This is a genomic window from Virgibacillus sp. LDC1 (assembly GCF_025792345.1).
GTDB lineage: Bacteria > Bacillota > Bacilli > Paenibacillales > Paenibacillaceae > Paenibacillus_AQ > Paenibacillus_AQ lautus.
The window spans coordinates 565,293-584,136 of record NZ_JAOXLZ010000001.1 but is presented as its reverse complement, the minus strand read 5'-3'; the positions used below and the strand labels follow the sequence as shown (position 1 = coordinate 584,136).

Below are 18,844 nucleotides of genomic sequence, written 5' to 3'. Positions count from 1 at the left end.
ACCTTCACAGATCTTCATGATCGGCGTTTCAATACCTATCCTATTCAGAACCGGCCGTAGAATGCATTGCGGTAAACTTCTGCGAGCTCTGTCACCAGCGGCAGCTTCGGATTGCTCGTTGTGCACTGGTCTTCAAAAGCCCGATCCGCCAAATGCTCAACATTTTTCTCGAAATCTTTAGGATCGATGCCAAGCTGCTGGAACGACTCCTCGATACCGAGCTTGCTGTTCAGCTCCCGGATCGCGGCAATCAAACTGTTTACGCCCTCTTCCGTCGTTCTTGCAGGCAGCCCCAGAATCCGTGCGATTTCAGCATATCTCTCATCAGCTACAAAATGGGTGTATTTAGGCCATGCCGCGAATTTCGTTGGCTTCTTGGCGTTGTAACGGATGACGTGAGGCATCAGGATAGCATTAGTGCGTCCGTGTGCCGTGTGATACTGGCCGCCCCACTTATGTGCAAGACTGTGGTTGATGCCCAGGAACGCATTCGCAAAAGCCATGCCGGCAAGCGTCGAAGCATTATGCATTTTCTCGCGGGCGAGCTTGTCACCGGTAAGCGCCGACTGCTCAAGATACTGGAACACCAGCTGTATGGCCTTGATGGCAAGCCCATCCGTATAATCGCTGGCCATCACCGATACGTAGGCTTCAATGGCATGTGTCAGAACGTCCATTCCGGTATCGGCTACCGCCGTTTTAGGCAAGGTGTACACAAATTCCGGATCGATTATCGCCACATCCGGTGTCAGCTCATAGTCAGCCAGCGGGTATTTGGTATTTCCCAGCCCTTTGTCCGTGATGACGGCAAACGAAGTCACTTCCGAGCCCGTTCCCGACGTTGTTGGAATGGCAACGAACTTCGCCTTCCGTCCAAGCTTCGGATATTTATAGACCCGTTTGCGGATATCCATGAATTTTTGCTTCAGATTGTTAAAGTCCGTATCCGGATATTCATAGAACAGCCACATGGCTTTGGCTGCATCCATTGGCGATCCGCCGCCGAGGGCGATGATACAGTCCGGCTGGAACCTGGCAAGCATCTCCGTTCCGCGTTCTACGGTCGTTGTCGAAGGATCCGGCTCGACCTCCGAGAAGACTTCGATGGCTACCGGCACTCTGCGTTGACGCAGATAGTGCTCTACCCGCTCCACATAGCCCAGCTTCACCATCATGGGGTCGGTAACGATAGCGACACGGGTGATTTCCGGCATTTTCGCAAGATACTGCGTGGAACCTTTTTCAAAGTAAATTTTGTCCGGCACTTTAAACCACTGCATATTCACGGTTCTGCGGTTCACCCTTTTCACGTTGATTAGATTGACAGCCGTCACGTTCGACGAAGTGGAATTACGTCCATACGAACCGCAGCCCAGCGTCAGCGATGGCAGGTTCGTGTTGTAGATATCGCCGATGCCGCCTTGCGAAGAAGGCTGGTTCACCAGGATGCGGCAGGTTTTCATCCGATCCGAGAATTTCATGATGATGTCCTCATTGTGCGAGTGTATCACCGACGAGTGACCCATGCCGCCAAAAGCAACCATCTCTTCTGCGCGTCTTATGCCTTCCTCGGCGTCCTTTACTTTATAGCAGGCCAGAACCGGACTCAGCTTCTCGGCGGACAACGGATAAGCCGGACCGACCCCTTCCAGCTCGGCGACCAGGATCTTGGTGCTTTCCGGCACCTCGAAACCGCATGCCTCGGCAATTTTAGCGGCCGGCTTTCCGACGATGGATGGATTGACTGCACATTTCTCCGATACCATCGCATGCGCAGTCAGCTTCGCCAGTTCTTCCTTGTTGACGAAATAACAGCCGCTGGCGATCATTTTTTTCTTCGCTGTATGATATATAGGCTCCTCGATAATGACAGCCTGCTCCGAAGCGCAGATCATGCCGTTATCAAAGGTTTTGGACAAAATCAAGTCGTTCACCGCCTGATCCAGGTCGGCGCTCTTCTCTATAAAGCAGGGCACGTTACCTGGTCCTACGCCGAGGGCCGGCTTGCCGCAGCTGTATGCCGCTTTAACCATCGCCGAACCGCCCGTAGCCAGAATGCAGGCGACGTCAGGATGATTCATGAGCGCATTGGTTTTATCCATGGAAGGAGCTTCGATCCACTGGATGCAATCGGCAGGAGCACCTTGCTTCACGGCGGCATCCCGCAATATCAGCGCAGCTTCCCGGCTGCAGGCCTGAGCGGATGGATGGAATCCGAAAATGATCGGGTTTCTTGTTTTAATGGAGATCAGCGCTTTGAATATCGTCGTGGACGTCGGATTGGTTACCGGGGTTATCCCCATGATAATCCCGATCGGTTCCGCTATTTTTTGAAAGCTGTCATAAGCGTTGTCTTCAATGATACCCACCGTCTTGTCATATTTGATGCTGTTGTGGATATACTCTGTGGCAAACAGGTTCTTGATGATTTTGTCTTCGTACACGCCGCGTCCCGTTTCCTCAACCGCCATCTTCGCCAGCTGCATGTGCTTCTCAAGGCCTGCCATGGCCATCGACTGTACAATCCCGTCGACTTGCTCCTGATTCAATTCCATAAACTTTTCTTTGGCCCGATTTGCCTTGTCAATCAGACCCTGAATGTACTCTGCTGCCGTTTGTCCTTTAACTTCAACCGTTCCTTTGCTCACAGCCATATCTCTCATCCTCCCATGGTTCGTGTTTCTTTCTTCTCTACGCCTCGATCGTAACACAGCTGTTTCTAAAATCATGTGAAATATTTCACAATATTAAAATTTATCTTTTCTGTGTGATTTATACCTGTCTTTCCCTCCTTTCAAGTGAAAGAGATCACAAAGTTTGAAAATTCGCCACGATTTCCCTCTTATTCTCCCCCAAAAGTGAATGTTTTCACGTTATAATGTATTTAAAGATTAAACAGATCAAATTTTAGGATGTTAGGGGATACCAACATGAATACTGTAGACCATGTAATGGAAATCGAAAACTTAGGGAACACGCAGTGCTTCTCGGAACAAAACCGCAACCGTCTGCTGGTCACCATGAAGGAAAGGGTACTCCCTGAAGGATCCCATTTGTTCTGGGAAGGTGACTTCGCCGACAAGCTGTACTTCGTTAAACAAGGAAGAATTAAATTAACCAAATCGACGGATGAAGGCAAAGAGCTTATTCTATATATGTACCATCCAGGAGACATGGTCGGTCAAGCCGATCCATTCTTCAGCAACAACCACAGTTTCTCGGCAGAGGTGCTTGAGGATAGTGTTGTCGGAGTCATCGAGCACAAGGATCTGGAGCTGCTGATCTGTCAGCATTGCGACTTTGCCATTGATTTTATGAAGTGGATGGGCATTCACCACCGCATCACCCAGACCAAATTCCGTGATCTCATGATGTACGGAAAGCCCGGTGCTTTAACGTCGACGCTCATCCGTCTGAGCAATACCTACGGGCAGCATCAAGCGGATGATACCATTCTCATCAACAAGAAGATTACCCACACCGATCTATCGAACATGATTGGGGCAACCCGAGAAAGCGTGAACCGGATGCTGAGTGACTTACGCAAAAAAGATGCCATCGAATATGCCGGCGGGATGATTGTCATTAAAGATCTTCCGATGCTGCAGGAAATCTGCCATTGTGAGCTGTGTCCGAACGAAATCTGCCGGATTTAACCGGCCGGCTCCCTTCTGTGCATAATTTACAGTCATCTGCTTACAATAAACCTTGTCTTTCCAAACCAATTAAAGGGAGTGCTCAGCATGCGTGAAGGTTTGATTCCTGCTGTTCTTGGAACTGTGGTTTCTGCTTCGGGTGCCGCTCTGCTTGGCAGCAGGTATAAACTTGCCGCCACCGGTATTCTCGGCTTCGGACTGGCTCATATCGTGCTCGGTGCGATTGACCTCGTGGAACATCGGTAAAACGATTGGGAAGACAAGATTCGCATAGCTGTCCTTTCAGTTCAATGACTGAGGAGGACAGCTTATTTATGCTAGCGCCCTCCTGTTCGCTCCAGCGATGACGTATCTAAAAAGCGGAGATCCCCCCACTCTATTAATATACAAAAAAAGAAACCGTTTCTTGGTAATTGGAAGAATGACGGACCATTAACCAAGAACGGTTTCTTTGTTTATTCGTCAGGTTAAACTTCATCTGACAATGAACTTGGAGGATGGAATTCCTCCACAACATCTCGTTCGCACGGTGAATGAAGCGGTCAACAGCTTGGGCAACCGAGAATCTTGATGGCTGCCTCCCTAAGGCAGCGGATGCAACAGCTATCATTCATCCCGCTCCAAGGTTCGCTACCGCCTACGACAGCCTACTTTTGCTTGCTCCCTTTTCCCGATGAGATAAACCAGTAAGCCATCCCTACAAACAATCCACCGCCAAGGATGTTCCCCAGCGTGACCGGCACCATGTTGCTGACCCATCCGCCGATGGAAATGGTTTCGGGATGCCCCGGTAAAATCGTCGCGAGCGTCAGAAGCGTCATATTGGCTACACTATGCTCATACCCTGTTGCAATGAAGGCAAACAGACACCACCATATTAAGATCAGCTTTGTCGTTTCTCCCTTGGCCCGAATTCCCATCCACAAGGCCAGACAGACAAGCCAGTTACACAAGATGCCTCTGAAGAACAGCTCCATAAACGGATCATTCATTTTCTTGGCGGCAGCCGTGAAGATGAGGTGGTCCGGTGGCAGGCCATTGAACAGGCCGGAAGCGTACACCAGATAGCTGAGCAGAATCGCTCCAGCCAAATTGCCGATAAATACGAGTACCCAGTTTTTCAGCGTATCCCCCATCGTCGTTCGTCCGGATAAGGTGCTTATCGTAAAAAACATATGATTCCCGGTGAACAGCTCGGATCCGGCGAACACCACCAACGTGAGCGCAATCCCGAATGCAGCTCCCATAACGAGGGATTGGAAAGGTGAACCGGCAGCTGCCAGCGGCGCCCCCAGCTTAAAGATCAATACAATTCCAATGCCGACATACGCGCCCGCCAGCATAGCCGATACCATATAGCGCAGCAGATTGTTATTCATCTGCTCTTTTTTCCCGACGGCGGCATTGACGACGGCTTCCACATCGGTTTTAAACATGGGATACCACCCCTTGATATCGTCTGTTGATTATGCGATTGCTGGCCTTAAACACCCACCTCAACCCTTCCGTCCACGGCGCGAATCGGATATACACGAACCTGACCTTGATCCGGAGCCTGTACGAGCCCGGTTGAAAGCTCGATTTTCCAATCGTATAACGGATCGTAGATGTAGTGCCCGGATACGATGGCTTCTGAGAGCGGCCCTCCTTTGGGATGTGGGCTTCGATTATCCAGCGCAAACCATTGATGATCCGAAGTCCGGAAGACGGCAATCTCCCGGTCTCCAAGTTGGACCACCCTTCCGAGCTGTGACAGAAAATCATTTTCATTCCCTACCGTAATAAATCTTCCGGTTTCCATAACATATAACCTCCACTTCTCTTTTCTATCCTCATCCTTACTGCGAAAAAGCTCTCGATGTTCAGGCGGCAAGAGGGAAGTCTGTTCCTCCCTCTTTTATTTGCTGCTGACCGGTCTTGCATCCTCGAATAATGTATTGCGCAGCTTCTCGTCGTTCAGCACTTTCTTCCAAGGATCCTCGACTTGCTGCAGGGCGAGCTCAATTCTCTCCACCAGTTCCTTACGCTGCTTGGGATCATCCAGGATAACCGCTTGGATTTGTTCCAGTCCCAAGCGCTCCACCCACTCCGATGTTCTCTCCAGGTACTTGCCGGTTTCACGGTAATACTGCATCAAGGCTCCGCAGATTTCAATCAGCTCTTCATCCGTTTTCACTTTGCAGAACGAATCAGCAAGACGCGCTTTCGTTCCGCCGTTGCCTCCAACGAATATTTCCCATCCACCGTCATTGCCAACGATCCCGATGTCTTTCGTGCACGACTCGGCACAATTTCGCGGACATCCATTGACCGCCATTTTAAATTTCGCCGGAAAATCCAGTCTTTCGAATTTCTCCTCGAGAAATGCCCCCATGCCCATCGAATCCTGCGTACCGAAACGACAAAATTGGGAACCTACACAGGTCTTCACGGTCCGCAGCGATTTGGCATAAGCATAACCCGACGGCATATCGAGCTCTTCCCAAACACTCGGTAAATCTTCCTTCTTAACACCGATGAGGTCCAGACGCTGTCCGCCGGTAACCTTGACAACCTTCACATTATATTTAAGCGATACATCCGCGATTTTCTTCAAATCCTCCGGTGTGGTAACGCCGCCGTACATTCTTGGGACTACCGTGTACGTGCCGTCTTTCTGAATGTTGGCGTTCATCCGTTCGTTGACAAATCGGGATTCTCTCTCCTCCTGATGGGTTACCGGATTCAGCATCGCCAGATAATAATGAATGGCAGGACGGCATTTCGAGCAGCCCTCCGGGTTGCTGAACTCCAGAACATGCATGACTTCCTTCGTCGTGGTAAGCCCCTTGGCGCGGATTTCGGCGACGATTTCGTCCCGATCGAGGGTTGTGCATGGGCATATGCCTTGTTTGCCTGCCGCCTTAAAGCCATCGCCCAATACGCTCTGGAGTATTTGCTCCACGACAGGTTTACAGCCGCCGCACGAGCGGGTAGCTCCTGTACAAGCTTTGATCTCATCCACTGTCGTAAGACCCTGTAGAGTAACGGCATCCACAATGGCTTTTTTGGTTACGCCGTTGCAGCCGCACACGATTTCATCATCGGGCATCTTCTCCAGTGAAAATGCCTTGCCATTTCCTGTTCCTGCGCTGTCAGTACCCATGATCGAATCGTAAATCTCATCCGTCATGGCTGTCTTTTTCCGAATCATGGATTGAAGGCTTGCCGAATCGCTCACATCTCCGAACAATATCGCCCCAACGATGATATTGTCGCGAATTAATATTTTCTTATAGGTCTTGCGCCAATCATCTTTTGCGGTAATCACCGAGTGCTCGGCTTGCTCCATGAATTCTCCGGCAGAGAATACATCAACCCCGCTGATTTTCAGCTTCGTCGATACAATGCTTCCCTCGTAAGGCTTGCCTTCCACACCGCATAGATGCTTCGCCAATACCTGTCCCTGCTCGAACAATGGTGCAACCAGGCCGTAGCATGCGCCCCGATGCTCACAGCATTCGCCAACCGCATACACATCCGGCCAGGAAGTCTGAAGATAATCATTGACTACGATGCCCCGGTTCACTTCGATTCCGCTCGCTTGGGCGATCGCGGTGTTCGCTCTGATGCCCACTGCCATCACCACCAGGTCGGCTTCAAGCTCATCCCCATCCTTGAACCGGAGTCCCGTAACTCTGGTATCTCCCAATATTTCGGTTGTTTGCCTGCCTAATAAGAAGTTGATACCCTGCTGTTCAAGCTCCCTTTTCAGCATGCCGGATGCCATCGAGTCCAACTGGCTCTCCATTAAATCCTGCATGAGATGAACTACCGTCACCTCCATGCCCAGGCTGACCAATCCCTTGGCCGCTTCCAGTCCCAGAAGTCCCCCGCCAATGACAGCCGCTTTCTTGTATGCGTTAGCGGCTTGAAGCATCTGCGTGCAATCGGCAATGTTTCGAAAACCAATAACGCCTTCTTTGTCACTTCCCGGTACGGGTAAAATAAAGGGCTTCGAGCCCGTAGCTATCATGACTTTGTCATAAGGCACCGTCAATCCGTTGTCGGCTGTCACGACCTTGCGCTCTCCATCAATGGCAGTTACAGTGGCACCCGTGTGCAAAGTGATATGGTTATCCTCGTACCATTTCCAATCATTCAATACAATGTCATCCAAGGTTTTGCTGCCTTCCAGCACATACGACAGCATGATGCGGTTATAATTCGGATGAGGCTCTTGTCCAATGACGGTGATGTCAAAATTCCCCCCCAATTTAATGATTTGCTCGACCGTACTAATCCCGGCAATACCGTTGCCAATGACAACTAACTTTTCTCTCTTTATATTGGACATCGTTTGATTCCTCCCCAACACATTTATCTAGTGATCGTGGTATTCCGTTCCTTTCACATAAATTATATCGTCTGACGTCATTAATTTTTGTGATATATTTCACATAAATCGTTAAAATTTTAAACAAATATACAAAATAACCCTGTCCGCATCGGAACAAGGTTATGATGAAAAATGCTCTCTATATAATATCGGCTTCCATATAGGCTCGTTCGCCGTTAGGAACCTTCAAATAAGGACGAATCCCGGCAAACCCCTTCGCGTCCAAGTTCACCCCGGTCATCCAGTTCCCCTCCAATAAGCCACGATCCGATTGCATAATGACGGCAGGTGCCTGAATATGCTCCTGATACAGAACAATGTCGGCCTGAATGGTCTTAAAGGCCTTTCCTTGTTCCACCAACGGTACGGCGCTGATATACGTAGGCACAAAATAATTCGCGATCACATCCAGCTCTTCCCCGTCAAAAAACGGCTCACTGCCAAGGATGGGATGCAGCATCGCGATTTTCTCATAGAGTGACCAGATGATCATCTGCAGGAATCTTCCCGTTCGTCCTATATTCTGCCCGGTGGACGCATTCAATCTATCGGTTTCATAACCAATGAACTTCCATCCGCCGGGGGCTTTGACCCATTTCTGAAACATGCCTGCAGCATCGGCACTGCTTGGGTAAACGGATTCTGCAGATCCCGGGCTTGTTCCAGACACAGCTAGCCACAGGGAGTCCGGCACATACTGGCTCAGCATCCGCTTGGTTTTCTCAAAAATTTGAAGCACTTTTAATGAAGCGTTTTCAAGTTCTGAGATGTCCTCTTGTCCATAATGGAAACGGGAGATATACGTTCGCTTGGTCATGGGCTCGCCTCCTTGATATGCTGCTGGGTTTTTCACATTATATAGCAGCTGCGTCCGCTTGGTGCATGTCCACCTATTCTTGCCGTAAAGAAACAGGAATCATACTTCCATTTAGAAAAAAAACCCTGAAATGAGGATGTCTCATGCCAGGGTTTAATCATCAAGGGGAGTCTTAAGATGACTCATCTTTCGACCCATTGTTCTGCCCAGGATGCAATTTGCTCCATCACCGGACGCAGTGCTTTGCCTTTTTCAGTCAGTTCATATTCAATACGTACCGGTGTTTCCGGATAGACATGACGAATCAAAATGCCTTCACATTCCAAATCCTTCATCCGCTCAGAGAGCATTTTATCGCTCATGGACGGAATCAAATTCGAAATATCCTTAAAGCGCTTAGGCCCGCTCATCAACGTTTGAATAATCAAACCGTTCCACCGTTTGCCCAGAAAAGAAAATGCAGATTCAAAACGGGGACACATCGTAACATTTGTAACTTCCATATCCCTTCACCTCTTTACGAAGTCACCTTGTTTATAGAAACTCATAAGCTTAATCAAAATCTAGAAAACTTACGAATTGTAAGTATGTTTCATTTTAGCACATTTCCGAGAAACTGAAAACCACCTAGCCCCTTTTTCCCATAAAATCAGCGTTTGTGCCATAATATACGAGCCAAAATATCCAAATCTTCCTCGATCAAAGTGGATAATTTCCTATTATACAGTACGGCCGCTGGATGGAACAGAGGGAATATCTTATAGGTTTCCACTGAGAACATATAGCCCCCACCGGGATTCTCCGGATCTGCTGCTTGCTGGACCGGGCCCTCCATCAGTTTGCCGTGCAGCGATGTCACCGTTTCATGGCTTCCGATTAACCGGTGCAGCGCCGTATTTCCCATGGGTGCGATAATGTGCGGGCGAACCCATCGAATCTCTTCATCAAGCAAAGGTGCATGGGCCAATATTTCCGCCTTCGTCGGTGTCCGATTGGAGCGGCTGATGACACGCTCGCCCGTGGACCTCACGATTAGCTTTTCCTTATAGGGCCTGCTTCTCATGGCACTGGTAATATAGACTTGCTCCCGGGTCAGGTTCAGGCGTTCCAGGTAGGCATTCATCTCTTGTCCGGCCTGCCCTACAAAAGGTAAGCCTTCCAGAACTTCATGGGCGCCGGGGGCTTCCCCAATAAACATAATCTTGGCGAAGCGGACTCCTCTCCCCAGCAGGAAGCCCTCAACGGGTTGATGGACAAGCTTGGCCTGGCATATGGCGATGGTTGCGGGATCTACAGGTGCGCTTTGTACTTCACTCATGTGTACAGCCCCCCTTCTTGTATATCATACAATACCCCATACTTAGGTATATTCTATCCCTAGCCGGCAAAAACATTTCGGTGAACATTCACCGCCAACGATAAAACGAGCCGCTCAAGGATTGCCCCCTGAACGACTCGTTAACTCATTGCTTCTTAAAAAACGCTGCTCGTAGCTTAGACTAAAACGGGAAGCGCACGAACCGGCTGACTGTTGCCGAAGGTTTGCTTACCTGCCGTGGAATAAGCCCAGTTAATCGCATTCGTGATCACTTTCAGCACTTCGGGGTTGTAGTAGGTTGGATAGGTCTCATGCCCCGGACGGAAGTAGAAAATGTTCCCATGACCGCGCTTGAACGTGCAACCGCTGCGGAATACTTCGCCGCCTTCAAAATTGCTGACAAATACCAGCTCATCTGGGGCTGGAATATCAAAGAACTCCCCGTACATTTCCTCGTGCTCAATGATGATCGGCCCCGTAATTCCGGCCGCAATCGGATGCGTCGGATTCACGCTCCAAATAATTTCCTGTTCTCCTGCTTCGCGCCACTTCAAATCGCAGCTTGTGCCCATCAATGCTTTGAACGGCTTGGAAAAATGTCCGGAATGAAGAACAATCAGACCCATCCCATCCTGCACGCGCTTAACGACCTTGCTTACGATTTCGTCACTTACCTGGTCATGAGCCATATGCCCCCACCACAACAGCACATCGGTTGAATCCAGTACATCATCCGTCAATCCATGCTCCGGCTGATCAAGCGTTGCCGTTCTGATAACGAAATCCGGATTTTGCAGACCCTCCGCCAAAGCAGTGTGAATCCCCGCCGGATAAACGCTGCGAACCTCATCATGGATTTTCTCGTGTACGAATTCATTCCAAATGGTTACGTTAAGCATGTTGCTGTTCCCCCTAATTGCTTATTTCGGCTATTCCTCTACGCTGTTAGACCCACCACATTTCTCCGAGCGGCTCTTCGATCAGCACTTGCTGAAGGTTTTGCACCGCTTTGGAGAAGCCTTCTTCTATGGACATCAATCCATCTTCATGTTCAATGCTTACGACATAATCATATCCAACCAGACGAAGGGCACTCATCATATCCGCCCATTCCTTCACATCATGTCCGTAGCCTACGCTGCGGAATTGCCAAGCGCGATCCAGCATGTTGGCATAAGACTGCATATCGGTCAGACCGTGTTTGTTCACGTTGATCGGGTCAATGCTTGTATCCTTCGCATGGAAGTGGTGGATTGCCCCTTCGCGACCCAAAATTTGAATCGCTTGAACAGGATCGATCCCTTGCCACCACATATGGCTCGGATCCAGGTTGGCACCAATCACTTCGCCTGCGGCTTCACGCAAACGGAGCAGCGTGCCTGGCGTATGAACGGAGAAGCCGCCGTGCAATTCCAAACCAATCTTCACATTGCGATCTGCGGCAAATTTACCCCATTCGGTCCAGTAAGGAATGACCTTGTTATCCCACTGCCAAGTCAGAATCTCTTGGTAGTCGTTAGGCCAAGGTGCAACCGGCCAGTTCGGGTATTTAGCATCCTCATGGTCGCCCGGGCAGCCGGAGAATGTATTAACAACAGGTACTTCAAGCTTCTCGGCAAGTTCTACCGTTTTTACGTACGTGTCATGGAACTCTTTCGCGATTGCCTTTTGCGGATGAAGCGGGTTGCCGTGGCAGCTCAGTGCGCTAATGATCAACCCACGGGATTCTACCGCATTTTTGAAGTTTTTCAGCGCGGTTTCATTCTCCAGCAGCTCGGCCGGGTTGCAATGCGCGTTTCCCGGATAACCGCCTGTTCCGATCTCAACCGCTTTAAGTCCCTTGGATGCCACGTAGTCCAATGCATCCTCCAATTTACGTCCGCTCAGCAATACCATAAATACGCCTAATTTCATTGTATACCTCCTGGTTTATCTAAGTATTAGTTGTGATTGTAAGATTTAGTTATCGAAGTAAACCGCTTTTCCGGTCTTCGCCGATTCATAGATCGCTTCCAGAATTTGCGTTACCACAAACGCTTGCTCCGGCTTAACCACAGGGTCCTTATCCTCAATTATAGCCTCCAGCCACATTCTGGCTTCACGGTCCGCATCATTTTCCTTGGAACCGGAATAGAACGCTACGCCGCCGGCATTCAAATCCACTTTGGTTTCATACAATCTGCTCATTTTCTCGCCGTTAATACGCAAACCGTCCTTCATGTCAGCTCCGCCTTCGGTACCCGCCAGCACGGCTTTGGCTTCGCCCGTCTCAACGACGTTAAGGGCCCAGCTGGATTCCAGAATAATCGTTGCGCCGTTCTCCATCGTGATGAACCCGAATGCCGAATCCTCTACCTTGAACTCCTTCGGATCCCAAGGACCGAACGCATTCGCCGCATTCTCGCGTTGACCAAGTTTATGGAACGTGGATCCAAGCACGCTCTTCGGCTTGTAGTTGTCCATCAGCCACAAGGTCAAATCCAGTGCATGGGTACCGATATCGATCAACGGACCTCCGCCTTGCTTCTCTTCGTCAAGGAATACGCCCCAGGTCGGAACGGCACGGCGGCGAACAGCCAGCGCTTTACCGTAGTAGATCTCGCCCAGATCGCCTTCCTCACAGACGCCTTTCAGATACATGCTATCATCCCGGAAACGGTTGTTGTAACCGATGGTAAGTTTTTTCCCTGTACGCTTTGCGGCGTCCAGCATGGCTTTGGCTTCGGAAACGGTCTTCGCCATAGGCTTTTCGCACATCACGTGCTTGCCGGCTTCCAAGGATGCAACCGTAATCTCGGAGTGCGAATCGTTCGGCGTACATACATGGATAACATCGATGCTGCCGTCTTGCAGCAATTCTCTGAAATCCGTGTAAACTTTTGCGCCTTCAACCCCGTATTCGGCAGCCGCCTTCTGCGCACGCTCTTCTACGATGTCGCAAAAAGCGACCAATTCGGCCTGTGCCTGCTTCTTCAAGCTCGGCATATGCTTGCCGTTGGCGATTCCCCCGCAACCGATAATTCCGATCTTCAACGATTTCGACATGTCCATTTCCTCCCCATAGGCATTTGATCATTTTGGATGCTCTCCAAATATTAGTGCAACGCTTTCATGCGGACCATTTCCAAGAACTCACAATCCTGTCAGATCCGTCAGAAGCTGGTTTGCATGTCGTTCATAACCAGTGTACAAGAATATGAACCGGGCTGCCAGTTCGCTATTCCGGCATGTCTGCCTGCTGCGGCGCCGGAAGTTTGCCATAGCGGTATGTGCTTTGCAGAACGATATGTCGGCCCTCCAGCGAAGACTGCTGGAACGACTGCATAATCTCCAGCACGTGGTAAGCCAGACGGGCACTCACGCGATGGTCCTTCTGCTCATGAATCGATTGAATCATATCGTTGATGCCCAAGCCCCGCTCGTTCGTCCCGCATTCAAACGCAGGGTCAAGCAGCTCCCATTCCTCGGAGCCGTGCTTCCGGAGCTTCACTTCGCCGTTAAAGTAGTTCGGATCCCCGAGGCTTAAGCTCCCTTGCGTGCCATAGATCTCGATCCAAGGCAGGTTCGATCCGCCAAAGATATCAAAACTTGTGATCATGGTTGCAATGGCACCGTTCTCAAAATCCAGCGTCCCTGCTAAATGCGTTGGGGTCTGCACCGTGATCGGTTTTCCTTGGAGCGGGCCGGAGCCGATTACGCGGTCCGGAATCTGGATGCCTGTGGATGCGCTGATCCGGCTTGCAGGACCAAGCAGCTCTACCAGGGCCGATACATAATAAGGACCCATATCCATCATTGGACCTCCGCCCGACGCGTAAAAAAATTCAGGATTAGGGTGCCATGCTTCCGGTCCAGAACCCATCATGAACGCCGTTGCGGCAACAGGTCTGCCAATAAGACCGGATTCAATCGCGGCTTTGGCCGTCTGTACGCCGGAGCCCAAAAACGTATCGGGTGCGCAGCCGACGCGAAGTCCTTTTTGATCTGCCATATTTAGCACGCGGCGAGCTTCATCAAGGGTAATAGCCAGCGGCTTTTCACTGTAAACATGCTTCCCTGCCTCCAGGGAGGCGATATCCACATTGGCGTGGCTGGCCGGAATGGTCAGATTAATAATAAACTCAATGTCAGTCTGTGCAAGCATCTCTTCAACCGTGTACACGTTCGGGATGTTGAACTCTTCAGCCTTCTTCTTCGCGTTGTCCGGAATAAGGTCAGCACATGCCACGACTTCAACCCAAGGGCTGTTCTTTAAGTTCGTGAAGTATACGCCGCTGATCGTTCCGCAGCCAATTATACCTGCTTTCATTTTTTTCATCGCTGTCACTCCTTGAGCCTTAAAATGTGCTCGGACTAGTACCATGGTATTCTTTTATGCTTTCGTTTAAAATGAAGAATATGATTAAAACATGAACAATCTGGTCATTATTTTCTTATTCTTCAAAGGGGACTTTAGCAATGGATTCAAATCTTTCCAACCAAGTCGTAGCAGCGGATTTCTCATTTCATCGTAAACCTTTCAAGATGTCCCTGGCTGACGGTTTCGACACCTACTTGATGCGATGGCAGACCGATGGCAAGTGCCGCGCGAAAATTGATGACGAGCTGTCACTCGTGGAGGCAGGGGATCTGTTGATCTTCACGCCAGGACAACCCTATGAACTCCGAATAGATGACGAATATAACGCTTTGGGTGAATTAACCATCGAAAGCGGAGATTACCATATTTTTTTCAAGGGTCCCTGGGCTGACGCGTGGTGGAATTCCAAGAAACGCCCAACCAAAATTCGGGTCCCACTGGAAGAGCGTTACCTGAGTCTGTTTCGGCAAATTCTGCTGGAGCAGCGCCGCGTATCGGATCCTTATCCGGAGATTTCGGATTACACGGTACGGATTCTATGCCTCGAAGTGGATCGCCTGTTATCGGAGCAGCCATCGACCACGCCCAAGACGTATCTAGCCTACCGCATGAAAAATTACATTGAAGAGAATGCCTCCTCGATGTTCAAGCTGGAGGATGTCGCCGCCCATGTCGGCATCAGTGTTTCCCGGGCAGTCCATCTGTTCAAAGAAGCTTTTGGCACCACCATCATGCAATACACCATGGACGTTCGCCTGAGCATGGCCAAGGAACGGATTGTGTTCAGCCCTCTCTCGCTGGAGGATGTCGCCGAAACTTCCGGCTTTGCCAACTATACTTATTTTCACCGCGTTTTCCGCTCCCGATTCGGCGTTTCGCCTAAACAATTCCGCATGGCCAGCCGAACGTCAAATTGATCGGACCATTTGCGCAGTAAAAAAGCGGGTCGACCAAGGTTTTTCCTTGATCGACCCGCTTCTCTCTTGAATCACATGTAAGATATTCCATGATTCCATATTACTTCTTATCCGAGCCTAGCGTGGCCGCTGCCTCGGCTACAACGATAGCCAAGTCTTCATTTCCGAATAACGACAGGACACCAAGCAGGGTCTGATCCGGTATTTCACCAGCTTCTTCCTTGGGCACCGTTAGTTCCAGCACCCGCGCCAGCCGCTCATTGTCCGGCTGATTCGGATATGCCTTACGGTACAGTTCCACTGGGTCCAGTCCGTGATTCACACACCACTGGGCAAACACGAGGATCATCATATCCTCGTCCTGGCGGTACGACTCCGCAATCCGTTCTTCTACGGATTTTTCCGTAAATTCCATGTGTTACCCCTCCTCATGCGAAAAGGGCTTCGGAGCTCTCTTCGTTCATGAAGACATTATACCGTTTACTTGCGCTCAGACAAAGTCTAACCTAGTCGACCATCTTGACCTGTACCGGATTGCTCTTCGCTTTTTGGTCATTCTTTTTCTTCATCCAAGTTCCAAGACTGATGATAATGGCAATAACGAGAATTTCAAAACCGTACTTCAGAACGCCATTGGCGAACCAGCTGTGAATCATCGGCTCTTCCACAATCATCTTCGATGCGGTCCAGGCTAATACCGCAGCACCGATGGTGATGATAATTGGAAAGCGATCCGTCAACTTCAGGATAATGGTACTGCCCCACACCATAATTGGTACCGAAATCGCAAGTCCGATAATAACCAGCATGAAGCTTTCACCAGCAGCGCCAGCTACAGCAAGCACGTTATCCAGTCCCATCATCGCATCCGCGATAATAATCGTACGGATTGCCGCCCACATTTGGTTGCCAGCGGAAATTTCATGCTGCTTCTCATCCACCATCAGCTTGTAGGCAATCCACAACAGTGCAAAGCCACCGATCAAGCGCAAGCCAGGGATCATTAAGAGCTGTACAACGAGGAGGGTGGCCACGATACGAATGACAATCGCACCGACGGTCCCCCACAGGATGACCTTCTTCTGGTCCTCCTTCTGGACATTACGAGCGGCAAGCCCGATAACAATCGCGTTATCGCCTGCCAACACAAGGTCAATAAGGACAATCGATAGCAGTGCCATCCAAAAATCCATCGACATCAAATCCATGCATCTCCCATCCTTTCTTCATTTTCTTTAGGTTTCTACCTACCGATGTCCTCCATCCAAAAAAAACGCTGTTCCCTTAGTTTATAAGGTCTACAGCGTTTTTTGGGCGCAAAAATAGACCTCCACCTCATTCATAAATAAATCAGGCAAAGGTCTCGCTAAACAACATACTCGTTGCCAATAAAGCCGGGGATGGTTAATCCCGTAATGACGACTTTACTTACGATATAGAATTTATAAGTGATCAGCGGAACCCATGAAATTCTATATCGCAAGAAAACCTACCTTGAATCGCGGTCACTCATCCATGAAAAGGCCACGATATAGGTTTTCTTATGAAGCTACTCCCCTTTGGGAACTATTCGGTTGGACATATTATAACATATGAAAAATCGCTTGTATATTCAATTTTTCCCACCCGAAATCGAATGCTCAGCTGTCCGAAAGATGGGCAGCATTGCTGTTTTTTTGCTATTATGGTGCTATTCTGGTTGACTTTCGCAAAGTGAGGATTCTTTATGAAGAGATGGATCATACCCGCAATTTATACAACAGCATTGACGCTGGCTTTTGCATACAGACAAGAAATCATGGACTGGCTTGGAGGAAATCCCCCACTCTACCTGATGATCGTGCTGGCAACCCTGCTTGCCTTATTTCCCATTGCCCCCTACAAAGTCATCATCGCTATTCTCGGCTATGCATATGGCACCGTTTGGGCTGCAGCCATTTCGTGGTTTGGAACAACGATAGCCGCCGTCATCCTGTATGCGGCTGTACGCGCCTTATACCAGGAGCCCGGCAGGCGACTGCTCGGCAAATACGCGGCTATCCATAGGTTCACAGCCGTGGTGGAACGGCGCCCCTTTCAGTCGATCCTGCTTGCGCGCTTACTGCCCATCATACCGCAAATGGCCGTCAATATTTATGCAGGCGTCGCCTCCATTCCATTCTGGACGTACACAACCGCTTCAGCCATCGGTAAAATCCCCGCAATTCTCCTGTATGCCTGGCTGGGCAGCGGATTTGCCGATCATCCGCTTCTCTTTGCAGGAATCGCTGGCGGACTCATGCTGGTTACCGCTCTGTGCCTGGCCGCTATCCGGTGGTATAAAGGGAGACCAGCTTAAATGAGCATCATTTTGGTTTCTTTGACCAAAATGATTATAATATAGAGTAAGACTTACATTTAAATTGTTATAACGATGGAGGGATAATAGATGAATAATCGTTCAACCCCAAGTGAATTGGCTACCTTTGCGGGAGGCTGCTTCTGGTGTATGGTCTCTCCTTTTGATGAGCTGCCGGGTATTCTGAAGGTCGTTTCCGGCTATACGGGCGGTCATAAGGAAAATCCCACCTATGAAGAGGTATGCTCTGATACAACGGGTCATTACGAGGCCGTTCAAATCACGTATAACCCGGAAGTGTTCCCTTACGAAAAGCTGCTTGAGCTCTTCTGGCAGCAAATCGATCCAACGGATGAGGGCGGACAATTCCATGACCGGGGTACATCTTACCGAACCGCTATTTTTTACCATACGGACGAGCAGCGCGAGCTTGCTGAACAATCCAAGCAAGCAGTAGCTGCCAGCGGACGATTCGACGGACCGATCGTAACGCCCATCATTCCGGCCAGCACTTTCTATGAAGCTGAAGAATATCATCAGGATTATCACAAGAAAAATCCGAGCCATTACAAACGCTACCGCAAAGGTTCAGGACGCGAGGATTTCATTGAGCAGCATTGGTCGGAGCCGATGGATCCAGCCGAGCTTAAACAGCGCCTGACTCCGATCCAATATGAAGTGACCCAGAATAACGCAACCGAGCCTCCGTTCCACAATCAGTTCTGGGATCATCACGGGGAAGGCATTTACGTGGACATCGTATCCGGCGAGCCGCTTTTCAGCTCAACGGACAAATATGATGCCGGCTGCGGATGGCCGAGCTTCACCCGTCCGATACGCGAATACAACATCAAGGAAAAAATGGATCTCACCCATATGATGGTCCGCACCGAGGTAAGGAGCAAAAAAGGCGACTCGCACCTCGGCCATGTATTTGACGACGGTCCTGGGCCGAACGGCCTTCGATACTGCATCAATTCCGCCGCACTGCGGTTTGTACCGAAAGAAGAGATGCAAAAGGAAGGCTACGGCGAGTATTTGCAGCTGTTTGAATAAATCG

At 49.8% G+C, this 18,844-nt stretch carries 18 protein-coding genes; 5 read left to right on the top strand and 13 right to left on the bottom strand.

What is annotated here, in order from left to right:
* Nucleotides 1-44: 44 nt before the first annotated feature.
* Nucleotides 45-2,654, bottom strand: a complete 2,610-nt coding sequence (adhE, locus tag OHJ21_RS02670; RefSeq protein ID WP_100536209.1) for a bifunctional acetaldehyde-CoA/alcohol dehydrogenase — start codon at nucleotides 2,652-2,654, stop codon at nucleotides 45-47.
* Between the two features lie 276 nt (nucleotides 2,655-2,930).
* Between adhE and OHJ21_RS02665 the strand changes: the two genes are divergently transcribed.
* Entirely contained in the window at nucleotides 2,931-3,656 is a 726-nt protein-coding gene (locus OHJ21_RS02665) for a Crp/Fnr family transcriptional regulator (RefSeq protein ID WP_100536208.1), read from the top strand.
* An 87-nt stretch (nucleotides 3,657-3,743) separates the two neighbouring features.
* Nucleotides 3,744-3,902 carry an asparagine synthase gene (locus OHJ21_RS02660; protein WP_100536207.1) on the top strand — a complete coding sequence of 53 codons (159 nt, stop codon included), beginning with the start codon at nucleotides 3,744-3,746 and terminating at the stop codon, nucleotides 3,900-3,902.
* Nucleotides 3,903-4,303: 401 nt separating this feature from the next.
* Here the strand turns inward: OHJ21_RS02660 and OHJ21_RS02655 are convergent, their stop codons facing one another.
* From OHJ21_RS02655 to OHJ21_RS02610, 10 genes are all read right to left on the bottom strand, one after another.
* Nucleotides 4,304-5,092 (bottom strand): formate/nitrite transporter family protein, encoded by a 789-nt coding sequence (locus OHJ21_RS02655; protein WP_394056951.1) that lies wholly within the window; start codon nucleotides 5,090-5,092, stop codon nucleotides 4,304-4,306.
* Nucleotides 5,093-5,139: 47 nt separating this feature from the next.
* On the bottom strand, nucleotides 5,140-5,457 hold the full coding sequence (gene nirD / locus OHJ21_RS02650) for a nitrite reductase small subunit NirD (protein ID WP_394056953.1): 318 nt from the start codon (nucleotides 5,455-5,457) through the stop codon (nucleotides 5,140-5,142).
* 96 nt (nucleotides 5,458-5,553) lie between these two features.
* Nucleotides 5,554-7,992, bottom strand: a complete 2,439-nt coding sequence (nirB, locus tag OHJ21_RS02645; protein WP_394056955.1) for a nitrite reductase large subunit NirB — start codon at nucleotides 7,990-7,992, stop codon at nucleotides 5,554-5,556.
* 181 nt (nucleotides 7,993-8,173) lie between these two features.
* The gene (locus OHJ21_RS02640) at nucleotides 8,174-8,851 is read right to left on the bottom strand and encodes a hypothetical protein (protein WP_100536203.1); all 678 of its coding nucleotides are present in this window, start codon (nucleotides 8,849-8,851) and stop codon (nucleotides 8,174-8,176) included.
* Nucleotides 8,852-9,033: 182 nt separating this feature from the next.
* Nucleotides 9,034-9,354 carry a winged helix-turn-helix transcriptional regulator gene (locus OHJ21_RS02635; protein ID WP_071223811.1) on the bottom strand — a complete coding sequence of 107 codons (321 nt, stop codon included), beginning with the start codon at nucleotides 9,352-9,354 and terminating at the stop codon, nucleotides 9,034-9,036.
* A 146-nt stretch (nucleotides 9,355-9,500) separates the two neighbouring features.
* Entirely contained in the window at nucleotides 9,501-10,169 is a 669-nt protein-coding gene (locus tag OHJ21_RS02630) for a uracil-DNA glycosylase (RefSeq protein WP_486019279.1), read from the bottom strand.
* 176 nt (nucleotides 10,170-10,345) lie between these two features.
* Entirely contained in the window at nucleotides 10,346-11,068 is a 723-nt protein-coding gene (locus tag OHJ21_RS02625; protein WP_100536201.1) for a ThuA domain-containing protein, read from the bottom strand.
* A gap of 46 nt (nucleotides 11,069-11,114) precedes the next feature.
* Nucleotides 11,115-12,083, bottom strand: a complete 969-nt coding sequence (locus OHJ21_RS02620) for a sugar phosphate isomerase/epimerase family protein (RefSeq protein WP_100536200.1) — start codon at nucleotides 12,081-12,083, stop codon at nucleotides 11,115-11,117.
* Between the two features lie 45 nt (nucleotides 12,084-12,128).
* On the bottom strand, nucleotides 12,129-13,214 hold the full coding sequence (locus tag OHJ21_RS02615) for a Gfo/Idh/MocA family protein (RefSeq protein WP_100536199.1): 1,086 nt from the start codon (nucleotides 13,212-13,214) through the stop codon (nucleotides 12,129-12,131).
* Nucleotides 13,215-13,386: 172 nt separating this feature from the next.
* Nucleotides 13,387-14,487, bottom strand: a complete 1,101-nt coding sequence (locus tag OHJ21_RS02610; RefSeq protein WP_100536198.1) for a Gfo/Idh/MocA family protein — start codon at nucleotides 14,485-14,487, stop codon at nucleotides 13,387-13,389.
* A 140-nt stretch (nucleotides 14,488-14,627) separates the two neighbouring features.
* On the opposite strand from OHJ21_RS02610, the gene OHJ21_RS02605 reads away from it, so the two are divergent.
* A complete protein-coding gene (locus tag OHJ21_RS02605; RefSeq protein WP_100536197.1) occupies nucleotides 14,628-15,446 on the top strand; it encodes an AraC family transcriptional regulator in 819 nt (272 codons plus the stop codon).
* A gap of 100 nt (nucleotides 15,447-15,546) precedes the next feature.
* Here OHJ21_RS02605 and OHJ21_RS02600 read toward each other — a convergent pair whose 3' ends face one another.
* Nucleotides 15,547-15,861 (bottom strand): hypothetical protein, encoded by a 315-nt coding sequence (locus OHJ21_RS02600; protein WP_100536196.1) that lies wholly within the window; start codon nucleotides 15,859-15,861, stop codon nucleotides 15,547-15,549.
* Nucleotides 15,862-15,952: 91 nt separating this feature from the next.
* Entirely contained in the window at nucleotides 15,953-16,654 is a 702-nt protein-coding gene (locus OHJ21_RS02595) for a TerC family protein (RefSeq protein WP_100536195.1), read from the bottom strand.
* Nucleotides 16,655-17,172: 518 nt separating this feature from the next.
* Between OHJ21_RS02595 and OHJ21_RS02590 the strand changes: the two genes are divergently transcribed.
* Nucleotides 17,173-17,784 (top strand): TVP38/TMEM64 family protein, encoded by a 612-nt coding sequence (locus OHJ21_RS02590; protein WP_100536194.1) that lies wholly within the window; start codon nucleotides 17,173-17,175, stop codon nucleotides 17,782-17,784.
* A gap of 90 nt (nucleotides 17,785-17,874) precedes the next feature.
* Nucleotides 17,875-18,840, top strand: a complete 966-nt coding sequence (msrA, locus tag OHJ21_RS02585) for a peptide-methionine (S)-S-oxide reductase MsrA (RefSeq protein ID WP_100536193.1) — start codon at nucleotides 17,875-17,877, stop codon at nucleotides 18,838-18,840.
* Nucleotides 18,841-18,844: the final 4 nt, after the last annotated feature.

Excerpts from the sequence above, each read along its gene's own strand:
- adhE (WP_100536209.1), bottom strand. The coding sequence starts at position 2,654 with ATGGCTGTGAGCAAAGGAACGGTTGAAGTTAAAGGACAAACGGCAGCA.
- OHJ21_RS02665 (WP_100536208.1), top strand. The coding sequence starts at position 2,931 with ATGAATACTGTAGACCATGTAATGGAAATCGAAAACTTAGGGAACACG.
- OHJ21_RS02660 (WP_100536207.1), top strand. The coding sequence starts at position 3,744 with ATGCGTGAAGGTTTGATTCCTGCTGTTCTTGGAACTGTGGTTTCTGCT.
- OHJ21_RS02655 (WP_394056951.1), bottom strand. The coding sequence starts at position 5,092 with ATGTTTAAAACCGATGTGGAAGCCGTCGTCAATGCCGCCGTCGGGAAA.
- nirD (WP_394056953.1), bottom strand. The coding sequence starts at position 5,457 with ATGGAAACCGGAAGATTTATTACGGTAGGGAATGAAAATGATTTTCTG.
- nirB (WP_394056955.1), bottom strand. The coding sequence starts at position 7,992 with ATGTCCAATATAAAGAGAGAAAAGTTAGTTGTCATTGGCAACGGTATT.
- OHJ21_RS02640 (WP_100536203.1), bottom strand. The coding sequence starts at position 8,851 with ATGACCAAGCGAACGTATATCTCCCGTTTCCATTATGGACAAGAGGAC.
- OHJ21_RS02635 (WP_071223811.1), bottom strand. The coding sequence starts at position 9,354 with ATGGAAGTTACAAATGTTACGATGTGTCCCCGTTTTGAATCTGCATTT.
- OHJ21_RS02630 (WP_486019279.1), bottom strand. The coding sequence starts at position 10,169 with ATGAGTGAAGTACAAAGCGCACCTGTAGATCCCGCAACCATCGCCATA.
- OHJ21_RS02625 (WP_100536201.1), bottom strand. The coding sequence starts at position 11,068 with ATGCTTAACGTAACCATTTGGAATGAATTCGTACACGAGAAAATCCAT.
- OHJ21_RS02620 (WP_100536200.1), bottom strand. The coding sequence starts at position 12,083 with ATGAAATTAGGCGTATTTATGGTATTGCTGAGCGGACGTAAATTGGAG.
- OHJ21_RS02615 (WP_100536199.1), bottom strand. The coding sequence starts at position 13,214 with ATGTCGAAATCGTTGAAGATCGGAATTATCGGTTGCGGGGGAATCGCC.
- OHJ21_RS02610 (WP_100536198.1), bottom strand. The coding sequence starts at position 14,487 with ATGAAAAAAATGAAAGCAGGTATAATTGGCTGCGGAACGATCAGCGGC.
- OHJ21_RS02605 (WP_100536197.1), top strand. The coding sequence starts at position 14,628 with ATGGATTCAAATCTTTCCAACCAAGTCGTAGCAGCGGATTTCTCATTT.
- OHJ21_RS02600 (WP_100536196.1), bottom strand. The coding sequence starts at position 15,861 with ATGGAATTTACGGAAAAATCCGTAGAAGAACGGATTGCGGAGTCGTAC.
- OHJ21_RS02595 (WP_100536195.1), bottom strand. The coding sequence starts at position 16,654 with ATGGATTTGATGTCGATGGATTTTTGGATGGCACTGCTATCGATTGTC.
- OHJ21_RS02590 (WP_100536194.1), top strand. The coding sequence starts at position 17,173 with ATGAAGAGATGGATCATACCCGCAATTTATACAACAGCATTGACGCTG.
- msrA (WP_100536193.1), top strand. The coding sequence starts at position 17,875 with ATGAATAATCGTTCAACCCCAAGTGAATTGGCTACCTTTGCGGGAGGC.